General features: G+C 68.0%; 25 protein-coding genes. 16 read left to right on the top strand and 9 right to left on the bottom strand.

Annotated elements, in window-relative coordinates; genetic code table 11:
- Positions 1 to 2: 2 nt before the first annotated feature.
- Positions 3 to 1,106, top strand: coding sequence for an endolytic transglycosylase MltG (mltG, locus tag G7B71_RS08960; RefSeq protein ID WP_166040039.1), 1,104 nt, complete (start codon positions 3 to 5; stop codon positions 1,104 to 1,106).
- 109 nt (positions 1,107 to 1,215) lie between these two features.
- Here the strand turns inward: mltG and G7B71_RS08955 are convergent, their stop codons facing one another.
- The 4 genes from G7B71_RS08955 to rimO all read right to left on the bottom strand — a co-directional run bounded on the left by G7B71_RS08955 (position 1,216) and on the right by rimO (position 5,277).
- Positions 1,216 to 1,962 (bottom strand): NlpC/P60 family protein, encoded by a 747-nt coding sequence (locus G7B71_RS08955; RefSeq protein WP_166040037.1) that lies wholly within the window; start codon positions 1,960 to 1,962, stop codon positions 1,216 to 1,218.
- 115 nt (positions 1,963 to 2,077) lie between these two features.
- On the bottom strand, positions 2,078 to 2,425 hold the full coding sequence (locus G7B71_RS08950; protein ID WP_166040075.1) for a MarR family transcriptional regulator: 348 nt from the start codon (positions 2,423 to 2,425) through the stop codon (positions 2,078 to 2,080).
- Between the two features lie 110 nt (positions 2,426 to 2,535).
- A complete protein-coding gene (locus G7B71_RS08945; protein ID WP_166040035.1) occupies positions 2,536 to 3,933 on the bottom strand; it encodes a leucyl aminopeptidase family protein in 1,398 nt (465 codons plus the stop codon).
- Positions 3,934 to 3,942: 9 nt separating this feature from the next.
- Complete coding sequence (gene rimO / locus G7B71_RS08940; protein ID WP_166040032.1) at positions 3,943 to 5,277, bottom strand: 30S ribosomal protein S12 methylthiotransferase RimO; 1,335 nt, start codon at positions 5,275 to 5,277, stop codon at positions 3,943 to 3,945.
- Positions 5,278 to 5,410: 133 nt separating this feature from the next.
- Between rimO and G7B71_RS08935 the strand changes: the two genes are divergently transcribed.
- Together G7B71_RS08935 and G7B71_RS08930 are read left to right on the top strand one after the other, a co-directional pair.
- Positions 5,411 to 5,881, top strand: coding sequence for a hypothetical protein (locus tag G7B71_RS08935; RefSeq protein WP_166040030.1), 471 nt, complete (start codon positions 5,411 to 5,413; stop codon positions 5,879 to 5,881).
- Positions 5,882 to 5,943: 62 nt separating this feature from the next.
- A complete protein-coding gene (locus tag G7B71_RS08930) occupies positions 5,944 to 7,389 on the top strand; it encodes an AMP nucleosidase (protein WP_166040028.1) in 1,446 nt (481 codons plus the stop codon).
- On the opposite strand, the gene G7B71_RS08925 is transcribed toward G7B71_RS08930, so the two are convergent.
- Both G7B71_RS08925 and surE read right to left on the bottom strand, forming a co-directional pair.
- On the bottom strand, positions 7,382 to 8,458 hold the full coding sequence (locus G7B71_RS08925) for a potassium channel family protein (RefSeq protein ID WP_166040025.1): 1,077 nt from the start codon (positions 8,456 to 8,458) through the stop codon (positions 7,382 to 7,384). The genes G7B71_RS08930 and G7B71_RS08925 overlap by 8 nt on opposite strands.
- Complete coding sequence (gene surE, locus G7B71_RS08920) at positions 8,458 to 9,222, bottom strand: 5'/3'-nucleotidase SurE (protein WP_166040072.1); 765 nt, start codon at positions 9,220 to 9,222, stop codon at positions 8,458 to 8,460. Before surE ends, G7B71_RS08925 begins: the two co-directional genes overlap by 1 nt.
- Before the next feature lie 86 nt (positions 9,223 to 9,308).
- Between surE and G7B71_RS08915 the strand changes: the two genes are divergently transcribed.
- Entirely contained in the window at positions 9,309 to 9,785 is a 477-nt protein-coding gene (locus G7B71_RS08915) for a host attachment family protein (protein ID WP_166040023.1), read from the top strand.
- A gap of 55 nt (positions 9,786 to 9,840) precedes the next feature.
- Here the strand turns inward: G7B71_RS08915 and G7B71_RS08910 are convergent, their stop codons facing one another.
- Positions 9,841 to 10,668, bottom strand: coding sequence for a PEP-CTERM sorting domain-containing protein (locus G7B71_RS08910; protein ID WP_243406178.1), 828 nt, complete (start codon positions 10,666 to 10,668; stop codon positions 9,841 to 9,843).
- Positions 10,669 to 11,111: 443 nt separating this feature from the next.
- Between G7B71_RS08910 and dksA the strand changes: the two genes are divergently transcribed.
- Complete coding sequence (gene dksA / locus G7B71_RS08905; protein ID WP_166040019.1) at positions 11,112 to 11,549, top strand: RNA polymerase-binding protein DksA; 438 nt, start codon at positions 11,112 to 11,114, stop codon at positions 11,547 to 11,549.
- A 197-nt stretch (positions 11,550 to 11,746) separates the two neighbouring features.
- On the opposite strand, the gene G7B71_RS08900 is transcribed toward dksA, so the two are convergent.
- Positions 11,747 to 11,902: a YdcH family protein gene (locus G7B71_RS08900; protein ID WP_166040017.1), complete on the bottom strand. Its 156-nt coding sequence runs from the start codon at positions 11,900 to 11,902 to the stop codon at positions 11,747 to 11,749.
- Between the two features lie 146 nt (positions 11,903 to 12,048).
- Between G7B71_RS08900 and G7B71_RS08895 the strand changes: the two genes are divergently transcribed.
- The 11 genes from G7B71_RS08895 to G7B71_RS08845 all read left to right on the top strand — a co-directional run bounded on the left by G7B71_RS08895 (position 12,049) and on the right by G7B71_RS08845 (position 20,720).
- Positions 12,049 to 12,264, top strand: coding sequence for a DUF465 domain-containing protein (locus G7B71_RS08895; RefSeq protein ID WP_166040015.1), 216 nt, complete (start codon positions 12,049 to 12,051; stop codon positions 12,262 to 12,264).
- Positions 12,265 to 12,371: 107 nt separating this feature from the next.
- Positions 12,372 to 12,833 (top strand): DUF1465 family protein, encoded by a 462-nt coding sequence (locus G7B71_RS08890; RefSeq protein ID WP_207774754.1) that lies wholly within the window; start codon positions 12,372 to 12,374, stop codon positions 12,831 to 12,833.
- A gap of 49 nt (positions 12,834 to 12,882) precedes the next feature.
- On the top strand, positions 12,883 to 14,022 hold the full coding sequence (locus tag G7B71_RS08885) for an iron-containing alcohol dehydrogenase (protein WP_166040011.1): 1,140 nt from the start codon (positions 12,883 to 12,885) through the stop codon (positions 14,020 to 14,022).
- Positions 14,019 to 14,546, top strand: coding sequence for a thioesterase family protein (locus G7B71_RS08880; RefSeq protein ID WP_243406177.1), 528 nt, complete (start codon positions 14,019 to 14,021; stop codon positions 14,544 to 14,546). The genes G7B71_RS08885 and G7B71_RS08880 overlap by 4 nt, the downstream gene beginning before the upstream one ends.
- Complete coding sequence (locus tag G7B71_RS08875; RefSeq protein WP_166040007.1) at positions 14,479 to 14,922, top strand: GFA family protein; 444 nt, start codon at positions 14,479 to 14,481, stop codon at positions 14,920 to 14,922. The genes G7B71_RS08880 and G7B71_RS08875 overlap by 68 nt, the downstream gene beginning before the upstream one ends.
- Before the next feature lie 2 nt (positions 14,923 to 14,924).
- Positions 14,925 to 15,683, top strand: a complete 759-nt coding sequence (locus tag G7B71_RS08870) for an alpha/beta fold hydrolase (RefSeq protein WP_166040070.1) — start codon at positions 14,925 to 14,927, stop codon at positions 15,681 to 15,683.
- 86 nt (positions 15,684 to 15,769) lie between these two features.
- Positions 15,770 to 17,662 (top strand): M2 family metallopeptidase, encoded by a 1,893-nt coding sequence (locus tag G7B71_RS08865; RefSeq protein ID WP_166040005.1) that lies wholly within the window; start codon positions 15,770 to 15,772, stop codon positions 17,660 to 17,662.
- A gap of 88 nt (positions 17,663 to 17,750) precedes the next feature.
- Positions 17,751 to 18,524: an SIMPL domain-containing protein gene (locus G7B71_RS08860; protein WP_166040002.1), complete on the top strand. Its 774-nt coding sequence runs from the start codon at positions 17,751 to 17,753 to the stop codon at positions 18,522 to 18,524.
- 57 nt (positions 18,525 to 18,581) lie between these two features.
- Entirely contained in the window at positions 18,582 to 19,346 is a 765-nt protein-coding gene (locus tag G7B71_RS08855; protein ID WP_166040001.1) for an SIMPL domain-containing protein, read from the top strand.
- A gap of 91 nt (positions 19,347 to 19,437) precedes the next feature.
- Positions 19,438 to 20,193 carry an SIMPL domain-containing protein gene (locus G7B71_RS08850; protein WP_166039998.1) on the top strand — a complete coding sequence of 252 codons (756 nt, stop codon included), beginning with the start codon at positions 19,438 to 19,440 and terminating at the stop codon, positions 20,191 to 20,193.
- Entirely contained in the window at positions 20,190 to 20,720 is a 531-nt protein-coding gene (locus G7B71_RS08845) for a YbjN domain-containing protein (RefSeq protein WP_166039996.1), read from the top strand. Before G7B71_RS08850 ends, G7B71_RS08845 begins: the two co-directional genes overlap by 4 nt.
- Positions 20,721 to 20,805: 85 nt before the next feature.
- Here G7B71_RS08845 and G7B71_RS08840 read toward each other — a convergent pair whose 3' ends face one another.
- Complete coding sequence (locus tag G7B71_RS08840; protein WP_166039994.1) at positions 20,806 to 21,285, bottom strand: peroxiredoxin; 480 nt, start codon at positions 21,283 to 21,285, stop codon at positions 20,806 to 20,808.
- Between the last annotated feature and the right edge of the window lie 23 nt (positions 21,286 to 21,308).

Here is a 21,308-nt window from a genome sequence, read left to right as displayed (position 1 = left end):
CGATGAACGAGGATCCGCCGCCGGCCCCGCCCGAGCCGCCCGCGCCGCCGCCGGCTCCGGCCGCGCCGTCGGGCACGTCTCTTCGCGACCGAGTCGAACGGGGCGGTAGCGCTTCGCCGCGGCCGCGCCGCAAGGGCCGGCGCGTCCTCGCCTTCGCCATCCTCGCGGCCGTCATCGGCGTCCTGATCGCCGGCGGCCTGCTCATCGGCGGGTGGAGCGCCGGCGGCCCCGCGCGCGCCGCGACTCCGGTGATGATCGCCCAGGGCTCCAGCGTGGCCGGCGCGGCGGAGACGCTGGAGCAGGCCGGCGTGATCGGCTCGGCGCGCATGTTCCGCCTGCGCGCGCGCCTGCTCGGCGGCGGCGCGCCGATTCAGGCGGGCGAATATGAGATTCCGGCGGGTGCCAGCGAAGCGGCGATCATGAACCTGCTTCAGAGCGGGCGGACGCTTCAGCGCTTCATCGTCGTGCCCGAAGGCATGCCCTCGGTGATGGTCCACGACCGGCTCATGGCCGCCGACGTCCTGACTGGCGACGTGCCGGTGCCGGAGGAAGGCTCGATCCTCCCCGACACCTATTCCTATCAGCGCGGCGAGAGCCGCGCCGCGGTGGTCGCGCGGATGCAGGAGGCGATGCGTCGGACCTTGGCGCGGCTCTGGCAGCAGCGCGGCGCCAACAGCGTCGTCACCAGTCCGCGCGAGGCGATCATCCTCGCCTCGATCGTCGAGAAGGAGACCGGCAAGCCGAGCGAGCGCCGCGCCGTCGCGGGGGTCTATTCAAACCGCCTGCGCCAGGGGATGAAGCTCGATGCCGACCCGACGGTGATCTACCCGGTCACCCGCGGCCGCCCATTGGGCCGCCGAATCCTGCGCTCGGAGCTCCAGGCCGACAACGGCTACAACACCTATGCCCGGGCCGGCCTGCCGATCGGCCCGATCGCCAATCCCGGTCGCGAGTCGATCGCCGCCGTGCTCAACCCCGAGCCGCACCGCTATCTCTATTTCGTCGCCGACGGCACCGGCGGCCACATCTTCGCCGAGACCCTCCAGCAGCATAACGCCAACGTCCAGCGCTGGTACGCCATCAGGCGCGCCCGCGGGGAGATGTAGAGTACTTTCCCTCCCGCTTGCGGGGGATTGAGGGGTGGGGATGTCGGGACCACTACGGGGCTGGTAGAACAGCCCCACCCACAGCGCCTCCCGCAAGCGGGAGGGGAGCTTAGCCCTCGACCCGCCTTCTGACGCTGTCGCCCGCGTGCCGGGCCTCGACCACCGCGACCGGCTCCACCGTCACCTTGCCGGTCGAGCGGCAGGCGTGGATCAGCATGAGGTCGTCGATCATCACGCCGCCCTCGTCGCCGGCGATGACGATGTCGCCGCGCGTCAGCGGGCCGGTAACCGCGACGCCGATGTCGCGCTGCATGTCGAGGTCGCGCGGCGCTCGGACGCCGCACGGGGTGAGCGCGAGCTGGATCAGGCCCGACGCGTCGACTCCGGCATGACTGCGCCCGCCGGCGAGATAGGGCGCATGCAGGAGCTTCATCGCGACGGCGGCGGGGTCGCATTCGGCCTCGTCGACCCGGCGCAGATGGCTCAAGGGCACGCAGCCCATCTCGCTCATCAGGCAGGCGCCTTCCTCATGGCCGGTCAGGCGCGCGCCCATCGGCATGCAGGCGAGGCGAGTCGCCTCGATGTTGCTGTCGGCAAAGACCGGGACCTTGGCCTCGCACACGACATGAGTCGCCTCATGGGGCTCGACCAGCTCGATCGTCTCGACATAGCCGACGCGATAGTCGGCGGCGCAATAGCCCCACGCCCAATGCTCGGAATATTCGAGGACGTGGAAGCCTTCGCCGGGCAGCAGCTCCGAAACGGCCTCGCCCTCGGCCGACGGCTGCGGCCACACCATCGTCGGGCGCGATCCGCAGGCGCGGGGCAGCGCTCGGGCATAATGGGAGGAGATCACCTTCCCAGCGAGAGCGATGTCGGCGATGTCGCGGCGGTAGCCATGAACGCGCGGGTCGAGCCGGAGCGAGCGTCCCTCGAGGCCGAAATGGAGCTTTTCGACCTTCGTTCCAGCGTCAGTGCTGGAGGATGAGCCCGCGTTCCTTGGCAGCTCGGCTTCGGGCGGCGCTGCTGTGGTCCTGCTCGAGGTTGCGTTGGAAGCGCTCAAGGAATTCCTGTCCAGTGCTGGTTTTCGCGACGAATACGTTGCGCCGATCGGTCTCGTCGCGAACGCGGCGCAGATAGCCGAGCGACCCCAGCGTGTTCAAGGCGCGCGTGATGACCGGCTTGGACACTCCGAGGATATTGGCGAGCCCGCGGACCGTATGGGGCCCGGGGGTCTCATAGACCAGCAACATCAGCGCCATCTGCCGGTTGGTCAGATCTGGCTGGCCTGAGCGCACGTAGTTGATGAGCGTGCTCATCCAGTTGGTGAGGGCTTGATTGGGCACTTGAACTGACTCCGAAACGGCGTCGCGTCACCTTTGACCTAGAAAACCAAAGAGCGTCCGTTTCGTTTCCAACTCAAAGTAATTCAGTTCGTTACGCCTCCGTATCGCTTCCTCAGCGCCTCCCATGCGGCGCGCAGCCCGAGCGCCTCGCCGCCCTTCGGCCGACCCGGTTTGGCCGACGGCCGCCAGGCGAAGGTGTCGAAGTGAGCCCAGGCGATTTTGTCGCCGACGAACTTCTGCAGGAACAGGGCCGCGGTGACCGATCCTGCGAACGGCGTGTCGCCGGCGTTGGAGAGGTCGGCGACGTCCGAAGAGAACAATTCCTCATAGGCCTTCCACAAAGGCATCCGCCACAGCGGGTCGGTGACCGCCTCGCCGCCGGCGAGAAGGTCGGCGGCCAGCTTGTCGTCATTGGCGAACAGGGCAGGGAGGTCAGGGCCGAGCGCGACCCGCGCCGCGCCGGTGAGGGTGGCGAAGTCGATGACCAGCTCGGGCTTGTCCTCGCAGGCGCGGGTGAGCGCGTCCGCCAGGATCAGTCGCCCCTCGGCGTCGGTGTTGCCGATCTCGACGCTGAGCCCCTGGCGGCTGCGCAGGATGTCGCCGGGACGGGTCGCCGCCGCCGACACCGCATTCTCGACCGCCGGAATGAGCAGATGAAGTCGGACCGGCAAATTGGCGGCGATGATCAACTGCGCAAGCGCAAGCGCATGGGCCGCGCCGCCCATGTCCTTCTTCATCAACCGCATTCCGGACGATGGCTTGATGTCGAGCCCGCCGGTGTCAAAGCACACGCCCTTGCCGACGATGGCGATTCGGGGATGGCGCTGGTCGCCCCACTCCAGCTCGATCAGCCGCGGCGCGCGCTCATCGGTCGCGGCGGCGCCGACCGCGTGGATCATCGGATAGTGCTCGGCCAGTTCCTTGCCGCTGGTGACCTTGAGCTTGACCCCTCCCGCCGCGGCGACGGGCTCGGCCGCCGCCTCCAGTTCCGCCGGGCCGAGATCGCCGGCCGGCAGGTTGACGAGATCGCGCACCAGATGGGTCGCCTCGGCGATCCGAACCGTCTCCTCGATCCGCGCCGGCTCGCCGCTGAGCAGGACTCGCGGCCCCTTGGTCTGCTTCTCTTTCTTGAAGCGGTCGAAACGATATTGAGCGAGCAGCCAGCCGAGCACCGCCGGCCCCGGCGACCCTTCCGCGAGCCTGTAGGTCCCCTCGGGTAGGCTCTCGGCGGCCTTGGCGAGGCACCATTCGCTGAGGGACTCGCGGTTGGCGACTCCGAGCAAAGCCGACCAGTCGTCGCGCTCGCCGGGCAGGATGGCGATCTGGAAGCCGTCGCCTTTGAACCCCTGCGCCTTGGTCGCCTGGCGAACCCGCTCCGGCTGGCCCTTGAGCCAGTCGTCGAAGCTCTTCTTGTCGGTGAGGTGGAGGGCGATTGCGGCCTGCCCGCGGTCGGGCTGGAGAAGCGAAGCGAGATCGGTCATCCGTACCGATTAGCGGCTCAGCGGCACTCCGAACAGGTCGTGCTCGTCGGCGTCCTCGACGAGGACCTTCACGATATCGCCCTGCTTGAGCGCGCCGGCGTCACGCAGGTGGACCTCGCCGTCGATCTCGGGGGCGTCGGCCTTGGAGCGGCCGGTTGCGCCGCCCTCGTCACCGACGGCGTCGATGATCACGTCGATCTCGCGGCCGACCTTGGCGGCGAGCTTGGCGGCCGAGATGGCCGCGCTCTTCGCCATGAAGCGGGCGTAGCGCTCCTGCTTCACGTCCTCGGGCACCGCGCCCGGAAGCACGTTGGCCGCCGCGCCCTCGACGGGCTCGAACGGGAAGGCGCCGACGCGGTCGAGCTGCGCTTCGTCGAGCCAGTCCAGCAGATACTGGAAATCCTCCTCGGTCTCGCCGGGGAAGCCAGTGATGAAGGTCGAGCGGATGGCGATGTCGGGGCAAATGGCCCGCCACGAGCGGATCCGCTCGAGCACCTTCGCCTCGTTGGCCGGCCGCCGCATCGCCTTGAGGACGTTGCGGCTGGCATGCTGGAACGGGATGTCGAGATAGGGGAGCACAAGCCCGTCGGCCATCAGCGGGATGACCTGATCGACGTGGGGATAGGGGTAGACGTAGTGGAGCCGCACCCAAGGCGCGATCTTGCCGAGCTCGCGGACGAGGTCGGTCATGTGGGCGCGGGCCTCGCCGCCCTTCCACGGCCAGCTCTTGTGCTTGAGGTCGACGCCATAGGCCGAGGTGTCCTGGCTGATGACCAGGAGCTCGTTCGTGCCCGCCGCGACCAGCTTCTCCGCCTCGCGAAGGATGGCGTCGGGGCGGCGGCTGACGAGGTCGCCGCGAAGGCTCGGGATGATGCAGAAGGCGCAGCGGTGGTTGCAGCCCTCGGAAATCTTCAAATAGCTGTAATGGCGCGGCGTCAGCTTCAGCCCGGCATCCGGAACGAGGTTGAGGAAGGCGTCCGGCGGCACCGGCGCCGCCTCGTGGACCGCTCCGACCACTTCCTCATATTGGTGGGCGCCGGTCACCGCGAGCACGTTGGGGAACTTGGCGCGGATCATCTCCGCTTCCTTGCCCATGCAGCCGGTGACGATGACCCGGCCGTTCTCGGCGATGGCCTCGCCAATCGCCTCGAGGCTCTCTTCCTTGGCGGAATCGAGGAAGCCGCAGGTGTTGACCAGCACCACGTCGGCGCCGGCATAGTCCGCGGACATGGCATAGCCGTCCGAGCGGAGCTTGGTGAGGATGCGCTCGGAATCGACGAGGTTCTTGGGACAGCCAAGCGAAACCATGCCGACTTTCGGCGGAGAAGGGAGCACGCGTGCCATGAAGGCGCGCGACATAGGCGCGGCGGGCGGAAATTACCAGAGCCGCGAATCGATCATCGCCATTCCCGCGAAATCGGGAATCCAGCTTGGTTTCAGCCTCTTAGGCGATAGAGTGGCGTCGGGGGACATGGCCATGGCTGGACAAACAAGCTACCGGGACACGCCGCTGTGGCAGGCGCTCGCCGCGATGCGGATCGAGCGGGAAGGCGCCGCAGCCACCTTCGCGCGCCGCCTCGGCCGCAAGCAGGGCTGGGGCAAGCGCCACACCTATGCGGTGATCGAGGAATATCGCCGCTTCCTCTATCTCGCCGCGACCGGGGACCGGCCGGTCACACCGTCGGACGACGTCGACGCGGCATGGCACCTCCATCTCACCTACACCCGCCATTATTGGGACGAATTGTGCGGCCGCATCCTCGGCAGGCCGCTTCACCACGATCCGACCGAGGGAGGCGCCGCGCAACAGCAGCATTTCATCGAGCAATATGCCGCGACGCTGGACCGCTACGAACGCGTATTCGGCGTGCCGCCGCGCGGCGACGTATGGCGGCCACCGAACGATGCATCGGGAGGCGACCGGCTCTGGCTGCGTCTGTTCCGCTAGCCCGCCCGATGGACGCGCGCGGCTGATCTGCTAATCGCGGTGGAAACAAGAAAGGAAACCGCTTGAATCAGTCGCCTTCCGCGCCCTTCCTGGACGACCTCGCCGACCGTTACGCCCGCTCCACGGAGAATTTGCGCGAGGCTCTGCGCAATTTCATCCAGCACGGGACGAGGCCCGATCCGGAATGGCGCGCGTCCGGCGCGTTCACCTACCCGGAGCTGCGCATCCATTATGCCGGCGATCCGGCCAAGTCGAAGACCGGCCGAGCCTGGGGGCGCCTGGGTGAAGCCGGCAGCTATGCGGTCAGCGTCACCCAGCCGGCGCTGTTCCGCGACTATCTTGCCGAGCAGCTCGACTTCCTGCTGAGCAATTACGACATCCGCATCGAGATCGGACAGAGCGCCCAGGAGATTCCGTTCGCCTACGTGCTCGGCGACGGCGTCGACGTTGCCGATGTCATGGCATCCGACCTCGTCCGCTCCTTCCCGGCGCCAGAACTCGCCCATATCGGCGACGAGGTTGCGGACGGCGTGTGGATCCCCAAGGCGGGCGAGCACCACCCGCTCGCCTTGTTCGACGCGCTGCGCACCGACTTCAGCCTCGCGCGCCTGCGCCACTATACCGGCACGGCGCCTGAGCATTTCCAGCGCTACATCCTGTTCACCAACTACCAGCGCTACGTCGACCATTTCATCCGCTGGGGCGTCGGGCAGGTGCAGGATCCCGAGAGCCGCTTCACCGGCCTCGCCGGCGCCGGCGGCATGATGATCACCGGCGACTATGGCGACGCCGAGGGCGCGGTCGCCGACAGCACCTTCAAGCGCTTCCAGATGCCTGCCTATCACCTGATCGGCGAGGGCGGCACCGGTATCACGCTGGTCAATATCGGCGTCGGTCCGTCCAACGCGAAGACGATCACCGACCATCTCGGCGTGCTTCGTCCCGAGGCGTGGATGATGATCGGCCATTGCGGGGGCTTGAGGAGTTCGCAGAAGATCGGCGACTATGTCCTCGCCCACGCCTATCTGCGCGACGACCATATCCTCGACGCGGTGCTTCCGGCCGCAGTGCCGATCCCACCCATCGCCGAGGTCCAGCAGGCGCTGCAGCAGGCCGCGCTGACGATCTCGGGCGAGGACGAGGAGGCGCTCAAGGAAAGGCTGCGCACCGGCACCGTCGTCACCACCGGCGACCGCAACTGGGAGCTGCGCTATTCATCGTCGGCGCTGCTGTTCAACCAGAGCCGCGCCGTCGCGATCGACATGGAGAGCGCGACCATCGCCGCCCAGGGCTACCGCTTTCGGGTGCCTTACGGCACCCTGCTGTGCATCTCCGACAAGCCGCTCCACGGCGAGATCAAGCTGCCCGGCCAGGCCAACCGCTTCTACGAGCGGGCGATCGAGGAGCATGTCCGAATCGCCATCCTCGCCTGCGACCTGATGCGCCAGAACAGCCGCCGGCTTCACAGCCGCAAGCTCCGCGCCTTCAACGAGCCGGCGTTCAGGTAGGGCGGCCCGCGGGAATGACGTCCGGATGCTTGTCGGCCTCGCGGAAGCAGGTCGGCACGATCTCTACGATGATGTCGCCGGGGCACAGCATCCTCGCGCCTTCTTCCCAGAAGCCGACCGGAAGCCCGTCGCGCACGATGCGCACGCCCAGCCCCGGTTCGAGGTCGCCGAGCGATTTGCCGAGCTCCGAGTCACGCACCTCGCGCTCGACGAGCTGAACCCGTCCCGACATGCTGGCGAGGTCGGCGATATAATCGTGGACCACCGGGCCCTCCGCCGAGCCGGCGAGGAGAAGGCCGGCGAAGCTCACCGGATTGACCACGGTGGTGGCGCCGGCCTGCCGGGCGAGCAGCTCGTTGTCGGTATTGCGTACCTTCACCGTGATCTTGAGCTTGGGCGCGATGTGGCGGGCGGTCAGGGTGACCAGGATCGACGTGTCGTCGCTGCCCGCGGATACGATCAGCGCCTTCGCCTGCTCGATCCGAACCGCCTGCAGAACCTTGTCGCGAGTCGCGTCGGCCTTCAGAACGGCGCAGCCCAATTCCTCCGCGTCCTGGAGCGCCGCTTCGTCACAATCGATCACGACGATCCCCCGCAGATCGGTCCCGCGCGCGATGAGCTCCTTCACCGCCTCGGTGCCGCTCACACCATAGCCGACCACGACGACGTGGTCCCGAAGGGCGTTCTGAATCCGCTGCATGAGCCATTTGCTCCAAACGCGTTTGATGACGAAGGTATAGGCGGTGCCGGCCAGGATCAGGATGAAGAACACCCGGATCGGCGTCACGATCAGCGCATCGAACAGCCGCGCCTGGTCGGTGACCGGCACGATGTCGCCATAGCCGGTCGTGGTCGCGCTGATCATCGTGAAATAGATGATGTCGCTGAAGCTGACATGGCCGTCGAGATTGTCTCTGAGGCTCTCGCGCTCGATCCAGTGGAAGCCGATGATGAAGGCGAGCAGGAACAGCATCGCCGCGACCCGGATGCCGAACTGGGCCCAGGGGCCAAGCGAAGACTGCCGCCGCAGCGTCATGTGCCGCAGGTCCTGTCCGCGGCGGCCAAGCATCAGCTGTACAGGCTCCCCAGCGCGGCCAGCGAGGGCTCGTGGGTGAGGTCGAGGTGGAGCGGCGACACCGCGACATAGCCGTCGGCGACCGCCTCGAGGTCGCTCTGGTGGCCCGGAGTCTGCTCCATCGGCGCGAGGCCGAACCAGTAATAGCGGTAGCCGCGCGGGTCCTGGCGTTCGACGATGCGCAGCCGTCCATAATCGCGGAAGCCCTGGCGAACGACGCGCACGCCGCGCACCTGCTCGGGCGGCAGGGCCGGGAAGTTGACGTTGATCAGGGTGCGGTGGTCCATCGGCCGGCCGATGATCGGACGCAGCACGCGCTCGGCCCAGGCCTCGGCCGCGCCGAACGGCACGGAATCGCCCATGCCTTCGCGCGAATAGACCTGGCTCAGGGCGATCGACGGAATGCCGGCCAGCGCGCCCTCCATCGCCGCCGACACCGTGCCCGAATAGGTGACGTCCTCGCCCAGGTTCGCGCCGCGGTTGACGCCGGACAGGATCAGGTCGGGCGGATTGTCCTTCATGATGTGGGCGATCGCCATCATCACCGAGTCTGTCGGCGTGCCGGTCACGCAGAAGCGGCGCTCGCCCAGCTTCCTCAGCCGCACCGGCACGGTCAGCGTCAGCGAATGGCCGGCACCCGATTGCTCCTCGGTCGGCGCGACCACCCAGATGTCGTCGGAGAAGAGAGCGGCGATCCGCTCCAGAACCTTGAGGCCCGGCGCGTTCACGCCGTCGTCGTTGGTGAGCAGGATGCGCATCGGCGTCAGGCTATGGCGGGTCGTCCCTTCGAGGGCAACCATGCGCGCCCTCCCGGCGTTCGTCCGCAAAGTCAGGAGGAGATCAGATGCAAATCCCCCATAACGCCCATGTGCTCGTGGCCGACGGCCGCAAGCTGCTCTTCTTTCGCAACGAGGGCGACGGACAATATCCCAACCTGCAGGTCGAGCGCGAGGAGCATCACGATGATCGCGAGGCCCGCGAGCATGGCACCGACCGGCCCGGCCGCGCTTTCGCCGCCGCTGGCCGCCCGCCCAGCGAAGGCGGACCGATGATGGGCGCGGCTAACCGCAGCGCTTATTCCGAGACCGACTTCAAGCAGCTGGAGGAGGACCGATTCGCGCACGAGGCGGCGGACCTCTTGAAGAAGAAGGCACTCAACCACGAGATCGAGCATCTCATCGTCGTCGCCCCGCCCAAGACCCTGGGCGAGATGCGCAAACATTATCACAAGGAAGTCGAGCAGCGGATCGCCGGCGAGATCCCCAAGGACCTCACCAACATGCCGGTCCCCGACATCGAGCGGGTCATCCAGGAATCGTGAAACCGGTCCCGGCGCATGCTGGGACCTGTCTATTCAATCAGCCAATGAGACCGGCTTAGGCTTCGGCTGTATCCGGGCCGCGCCTGGCCAGCCGGCGGCGGGCGACCAGAGCCGCGGCGGCCGCGCCGAACAGCAGGACCATCGGCGGCGCCGGGACCGGCACGCCGCCGGTCGAGGTCGAGGTCGAGCCGCCGCTCGACGTCGATGAGCTGCTGCTGGAACTGCTGCTCGAACTGGAGCTGGAACTGCTCGACGTCGAGGTTGAGCTGCCGCCGAAGCTCGACGAACTCGTCGAGGAGCTGGTCGACACGCTGCCGCTCGACGAGGAGGTTGACGACACGCTCCCCGATGAGGTCGAGGTCGAGCTGCCGCCGGTCGAGGTTGAGGTCGAGCTGCCGCCGGTCGAACTGCCGCCGGTCGAGGTCGAGGTCGAGCCGCCGGTGCTGGTCGACGACACGATGACGTTGTTGTTGTTGCCGCTGCGCGCGTTCGCGAAGGCGCTGGAGAACAGGCTCGCCGAGAAGAAGCCGTTGGCGAACGCCCCCGCATTGCTGTCCGCTGCGACCACCACCGGCACCTGCGCGAAGCCCGACGACGACGGCACCATCGGCGGCATCGGCGGCGGCGGGACCGGAATCGGGATCGGCGGAGTCTGGGCGATGGTCCGAGTGGTCACCGCCGGCGCGGGCGCCGCGACGCAGGCGGCGCGGCGCACCGTGCGGCGGACGACTCGGCGCTGCACGGTACGGCGCTGCTGGACCGCCGGCGCCTTGGTGCGCTGGACGACAGCCGGGCGCTCGGGCGGGTTCTGCTGCACGTGAACGGCGCCGCCGCCAATGATCGCGCCGCCGCAGGTGCATGCGCAAAGTTTCGCAAGGGCCATCCGAACAGACATATCTGCCTCTCTTCTCGTCCGCCGTCCGGGCTGGGGTCGCCCGTCCGTGGTCGTATGAGTGGAGATGCAAATAGGCGCTTAAGTGCAAGCGGATTAACCCTTTTCGGGCTTCCGCAGGGCCTCTGGGGGCGAATCCGTCCCGTTACCGGACGCTTGCGTTTGGCTGGTGAACGGCGCGAACGATTCGAACATGGATTAGAGCGCGTTCACCATTCGGGATCGTCGCCCGAGTCGCGCCTGTATCGGCAAGAATTTCTCCACAATAATGCGATGAATAGATTTTAATCGACATTAGAGTGACTTGCCGCGCACCCCCGGCGCGCGTATAGGCGCGCTGGGGTGGGAGGGCGAAAAGCCAAATAAACGTCAGCCCCTGCTGCCTCAGGTTCGTAGCGCCGGTCCGTTGACCGGTCGACGAGGAGTGGAGGGGTATGGCGACTGCTCATAGTGACGCGTTTGCGCGGTACAGTACGGCCTATCGGCCGACGGCCAACGAAGAGTTCATGAACCCGGACCAGCTGGCCTATTTCAGGACCAAGCTGCTCGGCTGGAAGGAGGACATTCTGCGCGAGGCCGCGGAGACGATGACCCAGCTCAAGGACGGCCCGATCCAGGAGGCCGACCTCAACGACCGGGCATCGAGCGAGACGGATTGGGGTATCCATCTCCGCACCCGCGACCGCCAGCGCAAGCTCATCGCCAAGATCGACAGCGCTCTGCGCCGCATCGAGACCGGTGAGTATGGTTTCTGCGAGGTGACCGGCGAGCCGATCTCGCTGGCGCGACTCGAGGCCCGGCCGATCGCGACGATGACGGTCGAGGCGCAGGAACGCCACGAGCGCAACGAACGCGTCTCGCGCGACGATTGAAGCGGAAGGGCCGGGCAACCGGCCCTTTTGTTTTGGGATTATGGGCGGCCGAGCTGTGAGGCCGCTCTGAGGCCGCTCGCCTTCATTCGTCCCGTCACCCCCGCGGATGCGGGGGCCCGGCTTCCTGCTTCGGATTTCGTCTGAAGCGAGCTGGATTCCCGCTTCCGCGGGAAGACAGGATGTCGTTCGACTCGGGCCTAGTGGCCGGTCATCTCGTCCCTGAGCCTCAGCTTTTCCTTCTTGAGTCGGGCGAGCGTGGTGTCGTCTGGATGTGGGCGGAGGTTTTCCTCCATGATGCGCGCGTCGAGGTTGGCATGCTTTGACATCAAAGCGTCCATGTGCGCGTTCTGCATTCCCATCTCCTTTTTCCTCTGTGGGACCCGGCCATGATAATGCGCCGGCGCGCCTTCTGTCTCGCACGATCCGACAAATATGTGTTTAAGTGCGGTGATCCGTTGACGCCCATTTTGGGAGTCGGGCGAGGCGTGGGAGCGGCGCGATGAACGACCGGGACGAACCGACGCAGCAGGATGCGGCGTTGCGGCTGGAGACGCTGAAGATGGAGCATCGCGACCTCGATGCCGCGATCGAGGCGCTTCGGGTCTCGGTCGCCGCGGACCAGCTCCAGCTCGCCCGGCTCAAGAAGCGCAAGCTCAGGCTGCGCGACGAGATCGCACTGCTCGAGGACATGGCCGTCCCCGACATCATCGCGTAATTGCGGGGCCACCCGACACGACTGTGTGCCAGCTTGATCCGCACTCTGGTTAATTTGGCCGAATGAGGACTTCGCGCGTTGGCGACCCTATGGCAGCGTCCAGATCCATGACCGAGAACCTTCGCCGCACGGAGCTCACGCCCAAGCTCGTCGACTCGCTTTACACCGAGGCGATGGTGCTGGCCGACGAGGCCCGCTCCTATTTCGACATCAACGACGATGCCGGCCGAATCGAGCTCGATCCGCTGACCCGCGTCGGCTTCGCCTGCGAGTCGCTCAAGGTGACGACCCGGCTGATGCACGTCATCGCCTGGCTGCTGACCCAGCGCGCGGTTCGGGCCGGCGAGCTGACCCCGGTCGAGGCGCACACGCCCGACCGCCGCCTCGGCGACGCGCCGCAGACCGACCATATCCTCTCGCGGAAATTCCCCGAGACCGCGCGCATGCTGATCCGCCAGAGCGAGGAGCTGTTCGAGCGGGTCCGCCGACTCGATTTCGTCACCGCGGCGCCCGAGCAGGACGGAAGCCCCGCGCGAAGCCTGATGAGCCGCCTCGAACGCTCGATCTGAGTCGCGGCGCCGGGTTCAATTTGCCTCATCGCGGATGTAGGCCGGGGGCATGGCCCCGTTCGCCTTCACTTATGGCCCGCGCCTGATCGCCGGCCCCGGCCGCTCGGCCGAGCTCGGCTCGCTGCTCCCGCCCGGCTGCTGCCTGTTCGTTACCGATGCGACGGTGCGCGAGCTGGGCTTGGCGGATGCCGCGCTCGCCACGCTCGATGAAGCCGGGATCGAGACGGTCATCTTCGACGCCGTCGAGCAGGATCCGTCGCTTGCCACGCTCAATGCGGCGGTCGAGGCCGGGCAGGGCTGCGCGTCCGTCGTCGGCTTCGGCGGCGGCAGCCCGATGGATGTCGCCAAGCTCGCCTCCTACCTGATCGCCACCGGCGAGGACGTCGACACATTATGGGGCGTGGGCAAGGCCATTGGGACGCGACTCCCGCTGGTTCAGGTGCCGACCACCGCGGGCACCGGATCGGAGGCGACCGCGGTCACCGTCATCACCGTCGGCGGAAGCGAGAAAAGGGGCGTCAACAGCCCGAGCCTGCTCGCCGACTGGGCGATCCTCGACGCGTCTCTCACCCTGTCGATGCCGCGCGGAGTTACCGCCGCGACGGGCATCGACGCGATGGTCCACGCGATCGAGGCCTATACCTCGGCGCGCCTCAAGAACCCGATGTCGGACCTGCTCGCGCGCGACGCGCTGCGGCTGCTGGGCGGCAACCTGCTCCGCGTCTGCGAGTCGCCCGACGACCTCGACGCCCGCGCGGCGATGCTGCTCGGCGCCCATCTCGCCGGAGTCGCTTTCGCCAACGCGCCGGTCGCCGGGGTGCATGCGCTCGCCTATCCGCTCGGCGGCCACTTCCACGTGCCGCACGGCGCCTCGAATGCGCTGATGCTGACTCATGTGCTCGGCCACAACATGCACGCCGCGATGCCGCTCTATGCCGAGCTCGGCCCGATCATCGACCCGTCGCTGGAGAGCCTCGGCCAGCAAGGCCGGGCCGCTGGCTTCGTCGACACGCTCGCCCGCCTGTCGAGCGAGGCCGGCGTGCCGCAGCGCTTGTCGCAGGTTGGGGTCGGCGCCGAGCATCTCGACCTGCTCGCGTCGGAGGCGATGAAGCAGGAGCGGCTGCTCATCAACAATCCATGCCCGATCACCGAGGCCGACGCCCGCCGCCTCTACGAGGCCGCGCTTTGAGCCGCGAGCCGCTGAAGGGCAGGGACGCTTATCGCGTGTGGCGCGAGATCGGCACGCGCTGGGCCGACAACGACGCCTACGGCCACGTGAACAACACCGTGTACTACACGTGGTTCGACACCGCGGTGAACGCCTGGCTGATCGAGGCCGGGCTGCTCGATATCGGCAAGGGCGATCCGATCGGCCTCGTCGTCGAGACCGGCTGCCGCTACGCCGCGCCGCTCGCCTATCCCGAGCCGGTCGAGGTCGGCCTTGCCGTCGAGCATCTCGGGCGCTCGAGCGTGCGCTACCGGCTGGGCGTGTTCGCCAGGGGCACGGCCGAGGCCGCCGCCGAGGGCCATTTCGTCCATGTCTATGTCGGCCGCGCCGACCGTCGTCCCTCGACGCTTCCCGCCGCCTGGCGCGAGAAGCTGGAGGCGATCGCGGCGCCAGCCGAACCCATCAAGGAGGAACAAGATGCCCGACCGGATGGACGGCGGCTGCGTGTGCGGCCGGATCCGCTACTCGGCGCGGATCGAGACTGACGAGGCCTATCTGTGCCACTGCCGGATGTGCCAGCGCGCCACCGGCAGCGTCTCGATCGCCTTCAAAAACCTGAAGAAGGCCGACGTCGACTGGGTCCATGAGCCCGACTGGTATGCGAGTTCGCCGATCGCCCAGCGGCCCTATTGCCGCGAGTGCGGCACCTCGTTGGGCTTCGCCTTCCCGGACAGCGAGAATATCGACCTTACCGTCGCCTCGTTCGACGATCCGTCGCGCTTCCGGCCCAAGCACCATTTCGGCGCCGAGAGCATCCACCGCGCCTGGCTCAACACCGAAGGCCTGCCCGAATATGCGACTAAGGACTATCAGCCACTGGTCGACCGCTGGGTGAAGGCGACGGGAAAGATGCCGGAGTGACGATGCAAGCCACCAACCACCATTTCACCGCTCCCGACGGCCAGTCGATCGCCTGGCACGAAATGGGCGATCCGGACGGGCATCCGGTCGTCCTGCTCCACGGCCTGTTCTCCAACGCCTTCACCAACTGGATTCGCTACGGCCATGCCGAGGCGATCGCGGCGCAGGGGCTGCGGGCGATCATGCCGGACCACCGCGCTCATGGCGACAGCGCCAAGCCGCACGATCCCGCCGCTTACCCGAAGGACGTGCTCACCAGCGACGCGCTCGCCCTCGTCAATCATCTCGGCCTCACCGACTATGACCTCGTCGGCTATTCGCTCGGCGCCCGCACCGCGACCCGGATGGTCGCGCGCGGCGCCAAACCCCGGCGGCTCGTCCTCGCGGGCATGGGCCTCGAAGGCCTGCTCGGCACGACCGGACGCGCCGACCATTTCCGCGACATCCTCACCAACCTCGGCAAGCACGAGCGCGGCTCGCCCAAATGGATGGCCGAGGCATTCCTCAAGACCACAAAAGGCGACCCGCAGGCTTTGCTGCTCCTCCTCGACACCTGGGAGCATGTCCAGGAAGCCGATCTCGCCAGGCTCACCATGCCGACGTTGGTCGTCGCGGGCGCCGAGGACCAGGATAACGGTTCGGCGCCGGCGCTCGCCGAGCGGCTTCTACACGGCACCTATCAGGAGGTGCCCGGCGGCCACATGAGCAGCGTCACCCGTCCGGAGCTAGGCGCCGCGATCGCAGCTTTTCTCGGCGCTTGACCCGTGCGGCCCGGCGGGAGCAAGGGGCAGTCCATCGCAAAAACATAATCACCTGAACGACAACCCCAATGTCGAGGATGCGTAATATGAAAGCCCAAGCCTCCCTGCTCGCGCTTGCCGCCTCTTTGTGCCTGGCCGGCTGCGCCGCCGCTTCCGCTTCGCAGGAGCCGGCGACGGCCTCCGACGCGCCTGCCGCCCAGCACGCCGCCGCGCCCGCGCAGGAGGCTCCCGCCGCCGCGCCGACCGTCGCCGACGCCGAGACCTTCGTCGCCATGGCCGAGCGCGAGCTGTCGGAGCTGTCGGTGATCGGCGCCCGCGCCGCGTGGGTCAACGCGACCTACATCACCCCCGACACCGACGCGCTCGCCACCCATTTCGGCACGCTCGACACCGAGCTGCGCGTCCGTCTCGCCAACGAGGCGGCGCGCTACGCCAACGTCCCCGGCCTCAGCTACGACACCCAGCGCAAGCTCAACATCCTGCGGACCGCGCTCGTCCTTCCCGCGCCGACCACGGAGGGCGCCGCCGCGGAGCTGAACCGCCTGTCCACCGACCTCCAGTCGCAATATGGCCGCGGCCGCGGCACCATGAACGGCGAGACGCTGACCGGCAACGAGATCGAGGCCCGCATGGGCACGGTCCGCAACCCCGCCCATCTCCAGGAGATGTGGACCAGCTGGAACGACAATGTCGGCGCGCCGATGCGCGACGAATATCAGCGGCTGGTCGATATCTCCAACACCGGCGCCCGCGAGCTGGGCTTCGACGACACCGGCGCGATGTGGCGCTCCAAATATGACATGACGCCGGCCGAGTTCGAGCAGCTCACCGAGCGGCTGTGGAACGAGGTGCGTCCGCTCTACGAGGCGCTTCACTGCTTCACCCGCGCCGGCCTCAACCGCCAATATGGCGACCAGGTCCAGCCCGAGAACGGCCCGATCCGCGCCGATCTGCTCGGCAATCTGTGGGCTCAGGAATGGGGCAACATCTACGACGTCGTGGCGCCGCGCGGCGCCTCCGGCCGGCCCGCCTACGACCTCACCCAATTGCTCACCCGCGCCAACTACACGCCCGAGCGGATCGTCCGCCAGGGCGAGAGCTTCTTCTCGTCGCTCGGGTTTGCGCCGCTCCCGGAGAGCTTCTGGGAGCGCTCGATGATCACCCAGCCGCGCGACCGCGAGGTCCAGTGCCACGCCAGCGCGTGGAACGTCGACAATGTCGACGATCTGCGCATCAAGATGTGCACCCGGGTCAACGGCGACGATTTCGTCACCGTCCACCACGAGCTCGGCCACAATTACTACCAGCGCGCCTACAACCAGCAGCCGTTCCTTTACCTCGACAGCGCCAATGACGGCTTCCACGAGGCGATTGGCGACATGATCGCGCTGTCGGTCACCCCGGAATATCTCGTCCAGACCGGCCTGCTCCGCCAGAACCAGCTGCCGACCCCGGAGCAGGACCGCGCGCTTCTGCTTCGCCAGGCGCTCGACAAGATCGCCTTCCTGCCGTTCGGCCTGCTCGTCGACCGCTATCGCTGGGGCATCTTCAACGGCTCGATTACGCCGGCCAACTACCAGCAGGCGTGGGACGCCATGCGCCTGCAATATCAGGGCATCCGCCCGCCGGTCGCGCGGACCGAGCAGAATTTCGACGCCGGCGGCAAATATCACGTGCCGGCGAGCGTGCCCTACACCCGCTACTTCCTCGCCCGAATCCTGCAGTTCCAATTCTACAAGGCGGCGTGCGACCAGGCGGGCTGGACCGGGCCGCTCCACCGCTGCTCCTTCTACGGCAACCGCGAGGTCGGTGAGCGCCTCAACCAGATGCTCGCCATGGGCGCGTCGCGGCCGTGGCCGGAGGCGCTCGAGGCCTTCACCGGCAGCCGCGAGATGTCCGCCCAGCCGATGGTCGAATATTTCCGGCCGCTGCTCGGCTGGCTCGAGGAGCAGAATCGCGGGCGCCAGTGCGGCTGGTAGGCTGATCGGGCGGCGGCAGGCCGCCGCCGCTTGATGCACGGCCAAGTCGCCTGCATGATCCCCCTCTTTCGATAGGGGGAGGGGGATCATGACCATCGGTCTTGGCGCGGCGCTTCTGTTCAGTTTGCAAGGGGTGGTCCTGGCAGGCGGCGCCCATTCCGCGGCCGCCGGGCCGGTCTCGACCCACCCGCTCGCGGTCAACGAGGTCCTGCTCGAGGTCCAGGCGACTGGTACCGCGACCGCGCCGGCCGATCAGGCGATCTTCACCGTCAGTGTCGCGGGCACCGGGGCCGACATGGACGCCGCCAACGCGGCGCTGGAAGCGCAGGTGGCGGCGCTGACCCAACGGGCGGGCCGCCTGGGAGTCGCGCCGGGGGACATCGCTCCGCCGGACTTCCGCACGATGGGCTTCGCCGGGAATACGACCGACACGATGGCGGCCGCGGCGATCGAGGCGGCGGGCGACGTCGACTCGGAAGAAGCGTCCGCCCAGGCGAACCGCACCCTGGCGGTCACGGTTCGGCGCCTCGACAGGCTCGACCAGGTCCGCCAGGCGATCACGACGGGCGGAGCCGTGACGATCGGCAGCGAGGCATATCGTCTGGACGACGACGACTCGGCGCGCAGGCAGGCCCGGCGGCGTGCCATCGTGCAGGCCCGCGCCACCGCGGAAGATCTCGCCGACGCGATGGGCATGCGCCTCGGCCGGCTGGTGCGGGCGAGTGAGCGCGCGGCCCCAGAAGGCGATATGATGCAGGCCTATCGGGCGATGTTGAGCATGATGGCGGGCGCCACCTCCAGCGACCGGGAAGTCGAAGTCGACGTGCCGATGTCCTTCGATTTCGCGCTCGTACCACGTTGAGCTTGAGAGGATCGGCGGCCTCCCCCATGATCCGTCGCTGAATCAGGGGGAGAAACCATGCAGATTCTGTTGCTTGCGGTGCTCGCCGCGACGATCCAGCCCGGCCTTCCGGCAATGCCCAGCGGCGCTTCGAATTCGAGCCCGGTCCCGGTTCAGCCGCTTCGGCCGGGCGAGATTCTTCTCGAGGTGAATGCTGTCGGCAAGGCGACGCAGCGGGCCGACACCGCGCAGATCACGGTCACCGTGACCGGCACCGGTCCCCGGCAGGCCGACGCCCGTGCGGCGGCGGATGCTGAGGTCCAGCGGGTGCGCAGCATGGCGCTCGCCGCGGGGATCGGCGCAGCCGACATCGACGATAGCGGCGCGCCGCCTCCGATGATCATGACCGTCCCGTCCATTCCGCGCGACCCGGCGGCGGGTCCACCTCCGCGGATCGAGCGCCAGCAACGCAGCATCGTCATCCGGACACGCAACGTGGCGGCCGCCGAGGCCCTGGCCGACGCTCTTCGTGAAGATGACGATGCGCGGGTCGTCGGCCCCACCTTCAGCGTCAGCGACGAGACGCCCGCTCAGCGTCGGGCGAGCGCAGACGCCATCGCGGTCGCCCGCGCCGAGGCCGACAATTATGCCGCCGCGCTCGGCATGCGGGTGGAGCGCGTGGTTCGGGTGACGGAGCGAATGGGCTTCGACTTCATGGATCTGTTGATGAGCGAGCGTCAGCGGCGCGGCCCGTCCGCCCTCGGTCGGCTTCCCGAGGAGGACGGCGCCGACATTCCGGTCGTCGCTTATGTCGGCGTCGACTTCGCGCTGGTGCCGCGCTGACGGCGTCGCGACGCTGGTCAGCCCCGCCGCTCCTGATCTATGATCGCGCTCGCTCCGCGCACGGGGGCGCGGGCGAGCGAGGGGGACGGTCATGAGAGGTTCGATCGGGCTCGGGCTGGCGTTGCTGCTCGCGGTCGCGCCGGCCGCGTCGGCGCAGGGACCGGTGGCGACTGTTCCGCTCGCCGCCGGCGAGATGCTGCTGGAGCTGACCAGCATGGGCAGCGCGACCGGGCGCGCCGGTTCCGCCGAGATTGCGATCCAGATCGCGATCTCCGCCGCGGACGATCGCGAGCTTCGCCGCCAATATGACCGGATCGTGACCCGGCTGCGCACCGCCGCGCGCGACGCCGGCGGAGAGATCGAGATCGGCGAGCTGATGTCCTACCGCGACATGATGATGGAGAATGCCGCGGACTACGTCACCAATATGGCCGACTTCGACGTCGCCGGCGAGGGGGAGGCGGCCAGCTCGGGTTCCGCCTCAGCGGTGATCCGCCTTCGCGACCTGGCCCGGATCGCGGCCCTGATGCGCACGCTGGAAGGCATCGAGGGCATTTACAGCGACACCACCTACCGCTCGTCCGACATGTCCGCGGTACGCCGCCAGGCGCGCGACAACGCTATCGCGGCGGCCCGCGCCGAGGCCGATTCCTACGCTGCGTCGCTGGGCATGCGAGTCGCCCGAATCGCGCGGGTGACGGAGCGGGTCGAGGTAGACTTCATGTCGCTGATGATGGGCGGCGACCCGGCCATCGCCAATCTCGCCACGAGCGGCGCGGCGGGGAGCGATCCCAACGTCCCTGCCCATGTCCGGGTCGGGGTCGACTTCATCCTCGCGCCGCGGTGATCCGCGCCGGCGCCATCGCGACGGCAGTGGCGCTCGCTTTGGCTCCGGGCGAGGCGTCGGGGCAGGGGCGGTGGGCTCCCGACTCGGCCGAGAATCGCCAGGTACTGCCCACGTTCAACTATGCGACGGTGGAAAGCGTCCTCGACGAGATCGGCGCTCGGCACGAACGTCGCGGCACGCCTGCGCGGCCGAGTCTGCTCGTCACCTTCGCCAGCGGGCGGCGCGCGGCGATCGTGTTCGGCGCCTGCTCGGGCGACGGCAATGTCTGCCGGGCGATCAGCCTTCAGGGCGGCTGGGAGCGGCCGCAAGGCGCCAGCAGCGAGCGCGCCGCCGCCGCGATTCTCGCCTTCAGCCAGCGTTACGCCTTCTCGCGCGCCTTCATGCTGCCCAACGGCAATCTCGCGCTTCAGCGCTACCTCACCGCCGATTACGGCTTCGTGCGCGGCAACCTCGCCGTGAACCTGCTCGCCTTCGCCGCCCAGATGGACCTGTTTGCCGAGGAAGTGCTGGCGCCGCTGTCGCGATAGTTTCGTCATTGCGAGCGCAGCGAAGCAATCCAGAACCACGCCTGGATTGCTTCGTCGCTGACGCTCCTCGCAATGACGAAGGGGCTTAGAGCTGGCCCAGCATGTGCTCGGCGCCGGAGACGCCGTAGCCGCCCGGCTCCTCGACGTTGAGCTGCTTAACGACGCCGTCGTCGACCACCGCCGACCAGCGCTGGCCGCGCGTTCCCATTCCGAATTTCGAGCCGTCCATAGTGAGGCCGAGCGCCTGCGCGAACTCGCCATTGCCGTCGGCGAGCATGGTCACGTCGTCGGCCCCGTTGGCCTTCTGCCAGGCGCCCAGCACGAAGGCGTCGTTTACCGCGGTGCAGGCGATCTCGTCGATGCCCTTGGCCTTCAGCTCGCCGGCCTTTTCGACGAAGCTCGGCAGGTGGCGCGCCGAGCAGGTCGGCGTGAACGCGCCGGGCACCGAGAACAGGGCCACCTTGCGGCCGGCGAAATAATCGTCGGTCTGCACCGGCTGCGGCCCTTCCGCCGTCGCCTTGACGAGGGTCATGCTGGGAATGCGGTCGCCGACTTGAATGGCCATGTGTCTCGCTCCTGTGCTTCGAG

The organism is Sphingosinicella sp. YJ22 (assembly GCF_011320075.1).
GTDB lineage: Bacteria > Pseudomonadota > Alphaproteobacteria > Sphingomonadales > Sphingomonadaceae > Allosphingosinicella.
The sequence above is the reverse complement of the archived record's forward strand: the minus strand, read 5'-3'. Positions and strand labels throughout refer to the sequence as shown.